Origin of the sequence: Pseudomonas sp. PS01299, assembly GCF_029960145.1 — a bacterium.
Taxonomy (GTDB): Bacteria; Pseudomonadota; Gammaproteobacteria; order Pseudomonadales; family Pseudomonadaceae; genus Aquipseudomonas; species Aquipseudomonas putida_A.
This window is the reverse complement of record NZ_JASCPO010000332.1, coordinates 1-4,813: the sequence shown is the minus strand read 5'-3', so window position 1 is coordinate 4,813 and position 4,813 is coordinate 1. Positions and strand designations below refer to the sequence as shown.

Here is a 4,813-nt window from a genome sequence, read left to right as displayed (position 1 = left end):
GCGGTGTGTCAGACAACACATCGACATCCAATACACCGCTATCGCGAGCAGGCTCACTCCTACAGAGATCTACGACACCCTAAAGCTACCCGGAAACCCCGGACGCTAATTTACAGACCCCCTCGTTTCCCACCGCGCCCTGATCGCGGCGGAGACGAACATCCAATAAATGATTCGAGGGGAAACACTCATGTTGCGTGCAGCAATCGCCGGTCTGGTACTGGCTTCATTCACCCTGTCGGCCTCGGCCGAAACCATCCGCATCGCCATCGGCACTCAGGACACCACCATCAACTGCGCCGCCGGCGGGCTGTTGATTCGTGAACTCGGTCTGCTCGACAAATACCTGCCGCACGACAGCGCCTACAAAGACGCGAAATACGACGTGCAGTGGAAAAACTTCACCAGCGGCGCGCCGCTGACCAACGAGATGGTCGCCGGCAAACTCGACTTCGGCGCCATGGCCGATTTCCCCGGCGCGTTCAACGGTGTCGCGTTCGAAACCGCCGGCAAGCACAGCCTGTTCATCAGCGTGCTGTCGGGCAGCATCAAGGGCAGCGGCAACGGCATTGTGGTGCCGAGCGCGTCCGGGGTGCAGGCGCTGAGCGAACTCAAGGGCAAGACCATCTCGGTGCCATTCGCTTCGACCGCCCACGGCATGTTGCTGCGCGCGGTGGCGGAGCAGGGTTGGGACCCACTCAAAGACGTCAACATCATCGCCCAGCCGCCAGAAGTCGCCGGCTCCGCGTTGCAGGCCGGCAAGATCGACGCCCACGCCGATTTCGTGCCGTTCGCCGAACTGTTCCCCAGCCGTGGTTTCGCCCGCAAGATTTACGACGGCGCCCAGGCCAATGCACCGACTTTTCACGGTGCACTGGTGGATCAGGCCTACGCGAAACAGTACCCGGAAATCGTCGTCGCTTACCTGCGGGCGAGCATCGAGGCCAATCAGTTGCTGGCTGCTGAGCCTGAGAAGTACAGCGAGCTGATCGCCAAGGTCACCGGCGTCGATGCCGAGGTCAACTACCTGTTCCACGGCCCGCTTGGCGTGCAGACCCGCGACCTGAGCTGGAAGCCGGAATACCGTCAGGCGGTGGGCACGGCGATCGACACCCTGAAACTGCTGAAGAAGGCTGATCGGGGCCTCGACCTCAACACCTTCATCGACGATCAGTACATCCGCGCCGCGTTCAAGGCCGCGAATCTGGACTACACCGCGCAACTCGCCAATTACGCGCAAACGCCGTTGAAAGCGCTGGATGCGGTGACCGGCAAAGCCATCACCGACTTCAGCCACGTCGCCGAAATCTGGGTGCGCGGCGAAGACAAGGTGCGCCAGTACGCCTCGGCTGAATCGGCGTTCACTGCGCTGGCCGCGTTGAAGCAGGAAGGCAAAAACATCCGCGCGGTGTATGCCCAGGCCAGTGACAGCGGGATCAAGTTGCTCGCCGATCAGGCGTGGTTCGCCAGTGATGCCAAGGGCCGCCTGAGCGCGTTTCTGCTCAAGGGCCAGGCCCAGCAATATGCGGCGGCGCAGGGTGGCAAGGTCTTCGACTTTACCGACGCCACGACCCAGGCCGTGGCTGCCCGCTAATTGAAGATCAAAAACTCACCCTCACCCTAGCCCTCTCCCGGAGGGAGAGGGGACTGAACGAGGTGTTTGCGGGAGCTAAGCCGACCTGAAATATCGAGCCGAACTCAGTTTTTGAAAATCATGAATATCTGCTCGCTATCGAGCCGAACCGAGATTTTGAAAGGCTTGAAGATCTGCTCCCTTTCCCCCTCGCCCCCCTGGGGGAGAGGGCTGGGGTGAGGGGGGCGATCTCAGCCATCACACCGCTCCAAACATGGAAACCCGATTCATGAAAATCCCAAAACCCCGCTGGATCACCAGAGCAACCTCCATAGCGCTCTGCCTGCTGTTCTGGCAACTCGCCGCGAGCCACCACTGGAACCTCGGCCTGGTCACCTTCGCCAACATGCCAACCCCGTTGGCGGTGATCGAAGCGGCGTTGGGCCTGGGCGACTCCGGCAAGCTGCTGCAGCACCTGAGCGCGAGCCTCGGCCGCGTGTTCGCGGGCTATCTCGCGGCATTGATCATCGGCATTGCCCTGGGCTTGGCCATCGGCCGCTCGAAATGGGCCGAAGACCTGTTGCTGCCACCGCTGGAAGTCCTGCGGCCGATCCCGGCGGTGGCGTGGATTCCGTTGGCGATCCTGATGTTTCCGTCGTCGGAGCTGTCGATGGTGTTCATCACCTTCACCGGTGCGTTGTTCCCGATTTTGCTCAACACCGTGCACGGGGTGGAGGGTGTCGACCCACGGCTGATTGCCTCGGCAAAAAGCCTCGGTGCAGGGCGCCGGGCGATCCTGCTGGAAGTGATTTTGCCCGGCGCCGCGCCGAGCATCATCACCGGCCTCGCCATCGGTATGGGCACCTCGTGGTTCTGTCTGGTGACCGCCGAGATGATCTCCGGCCAGTTCGGCATCGGTTACTACACCTGGGAGTCCTACACCATTCAGAACTACGCCGACATTGTCGTTGGCATGCTGCTGATCGGTGTGCTGGGCATGGGCAGCAGTCTGCTGATCAAGCGCCTAGGCGGGCTGTTCACGCCCTGGCATCGACCACGAGGGAAAGCCTGATGAGCGCAATGCAAACCCCGGAAGGGCGAATCGATATTCGCCAGTTGTCGATCGTTCTCGGTGAGGGGCAGCAAGCCTTCGAAGCCGTGCAAGGGCTGGATTGCCAGATCGAACCGGGCCAGTTCGTGTGCATTCTCGGCCCGTCCGGTTGCGGCAAATCGACCTTGCTCGGCGCACTGGCCGGACACTTGAGCGCCCATACCGGCAGCCTCAAAGTCGATGGCGGCGAGGTGTCCGGGCCGTCGCCACAACGCGGCATGGTGTTCCAGCATCACACGCTGTTTCCGTGGCGCACGGTGCGCGATAACGTGGCTTTCGGCTTGAAGATGCGCGGCATCGGTAAAACCGAGCGCCATCGCGCCGCTGATGAAATGCTCAAACTGGTCGGCCTCGACGGCTTCGCCGAGCGCTGGCCCGATCAGCTTTCCGGCGGCATGCAGCAACGGGTGGAAATCGCCCGGGTGCTGGTCAACCGTCCACGGCTGCTGCTGATGGACGAGCCGTTCGGCGCGCTGGATGCCTTGACCCGCCTGAACATGCAGGAGCTGCTGCTGGACATCTGGACGCGGATTCGCACCACCGTGGTGTTCGTTACTCACGATATCGACGAGGCGCTGTTTCTCGCCGACCGCTTGCTGGTGATGAGCGCACGTCCGGGGCGAATCATCGAAGACCTGCGCCTGGATTTCCCACGCCCGCGCACCACTGAGCTGGTAACCAGCGCCGAATTCTCCCGCCTCAAGCGCCATTGCCTCGACCTGCTGCGCCACGACAACTCCCGCCCGCTGCCGCGCCTCAACCCGCTCGGCCTGCCTCCCGAAAACCCCTTGCCGCGATTTGCCCTATGACCTCATTTTTTGCTGTGACCGATAACGACGACATCCTCGCCCTGCAACCGCGTCTGACCGCTGACGATGCCGGTGTGCGACGCATTGCCCTGATTGATTTGGCGGATCTGGAAGAACCGGATGGCCTGCTGTGGCTGGTCGAAAGACTGAGCGAAGATCCCGCCGAAGAAGTCCGCGCCGAAGCCGCGCGGCTGCTGGAAGCCTGGGAGGACGAACCGGTAGTGGCTGCGCTGTGCCAGGCGCTGACCGATCCATCTCCGGCAGTGCAGGCCGCCGCCGCGCAAAGTCTGAGCCTGCTCAAGAGTGAAGCCGCAGGCCAGGTGATTCTGCCGTGGACCGATCATGCTGAGGTCAGTGTGCGAATCGCCGCGTTTCGGGCATTGCGCGAACTGCGTTTCGCCGATGCCGCACCGGCTGCTATCACCGCATTGAGCGATGCCGATGCCAATGTGCGTCGCGAAGCCGTCGGTGTGCTCGGCTGGCTCAAGCAGCTCGACGCACTGCCGGCTCTGGCGCGTCTGGCCAGCGCCGACCCGGACACCGAAGTGCGCCGCGCCGCCACCGGTGCCCTCGGTCTGGCGTCCGGTGCCGAAGTGCTGCCGGCCCTGCGTCAGGCGCTGCAGGACGATGCCTGGCAAGTGCGCGAAGAAGCGGCCACGACGCTGGGCAAGGTCGGCCACAGCGACGCTGGTCCGGCGTTGATCGCAGCCCTCGGCGATGACTACTGGCAAGTGCGCCTGCGTGCTACCCGCAGCCTCGGTCGCTTGCGTTTTGTACCGGCGCTGGACGCTCTGATCGAGACCCTCGGCCATCGCATCAGCAACCTGCGCAAGGAAGCCGCGCTGGCCCTCGGTGAGTTGCATGATCGCGGCGCGGTGGCGGCGTTGCAGGCGGCGCAGGATGACGGCGATCCGGAAGTGCGCAAAGCGGTGCGGATTGCCTTGAGTCAGTTGCAATGAACCCGCTGTCAGTCGGCAATTCGCAGAGCCAGCGGACGCTGCGCCTGAGCTGGCCGGACGGCCGCGAATCGCTGTTCAATCACGCCGAACTGCGCCGCCAGTGCCCGTGCTCGCAGTGCCGCGCGTTTCGCCTGAATGGTGTGACTCCGCTGGTGGATGAGCGTGTTCGCCTGATTGAGATCAACCCGCAGGGCTACGGCGTGCAACTGGTGTTCAGTGACGGCCATCAACGCGGGATCTACCCGTGGGACTATTTGGCCCAGCTGAGTGCTTGATATGCCGCAGCCTCCTTGTAGGAGTGAGCCTGCTCGCGATAACGGTGTATCAGCCGACATCATTGTTGAATGACACACCGCTATCG

5 protein-coding genes are annotated in these 4,813 nt (G+C 62.9%); all 5 read left to right on the top strand.

The features are described from left to right. Positions 1-169 precede the first annotated feature (169 nt). The 5 genes from QMX91_RS29045 (at position 170) to QMX91_RS29025 (ending at position 4,727) form a co-directional block, all read left to right on the top strand. On the top strand, positions 170-1,594 hold the full coding sequence (locus tag QMX91_RS29045; protein WP_282413773.1) for an ABC transporter substrate-binding protein: 1,425 nt from the start codon (positions 170-172) through the stop codon (positions 1,592-1,594). Positions 1,595-1,862: 268 nt separating this feature from the next. Continuing rightward, entirely contained in the window at positions 1,863-2,645 is a 783-nt protein-coding gene (locus QMX91_RS29040; RefSeq protein ID WP_210557374.1) for an ABC transporter permease, read from the top strand. Then, positions 2,645-3,493 (top strand): ABC transporter ATP-binding protein, encoded by an 849-nt coding sequence (locus QMX91_RS29035; protein ID WP_282413772.1) that lies wholly within the window; start codon positions 2,645-2,647, stop codon positions 3,491-3,493. Before QMX91_RS29040 ends, QMX91_RS29035 begins: the two co-directional genes overlap by 1 nt. Continuing rightward, positions 3,490-4,452 carry a HEAT repeat domain-containing protein gene (locus QMX91_RS29030; RefSeq protein ID WP_282413771.1) on the top strand — a complete coding sequence of 321 codons (963 nt, stop codon included), beginning with the start codon at positions 3,490-3,492 and terminating at the stop codon, positions 4,450-4,452. The genes QMX91_RS29035 and QMX91_RS29030 overlap by 4 nt, the downstream gene beginning before the upstream one ends. Next, positions 4,449-4,727 (top strand): DUF971 domain-containing protein, encoded by a 279-nt coding sequence (locus tag QMX91_RS29025; RefSeq protein WP_282413770.1) that lies wholly within the window; start codon positions 4,449-4,451, stop codon positions 4,725-4,727. Before QMX91_RS29030 ends, QMX91_RS29025 begins: the two co-directional genes overlap by 4 nt. Positions 4,728-4,813: the final 86 nt, after the last annotated feature.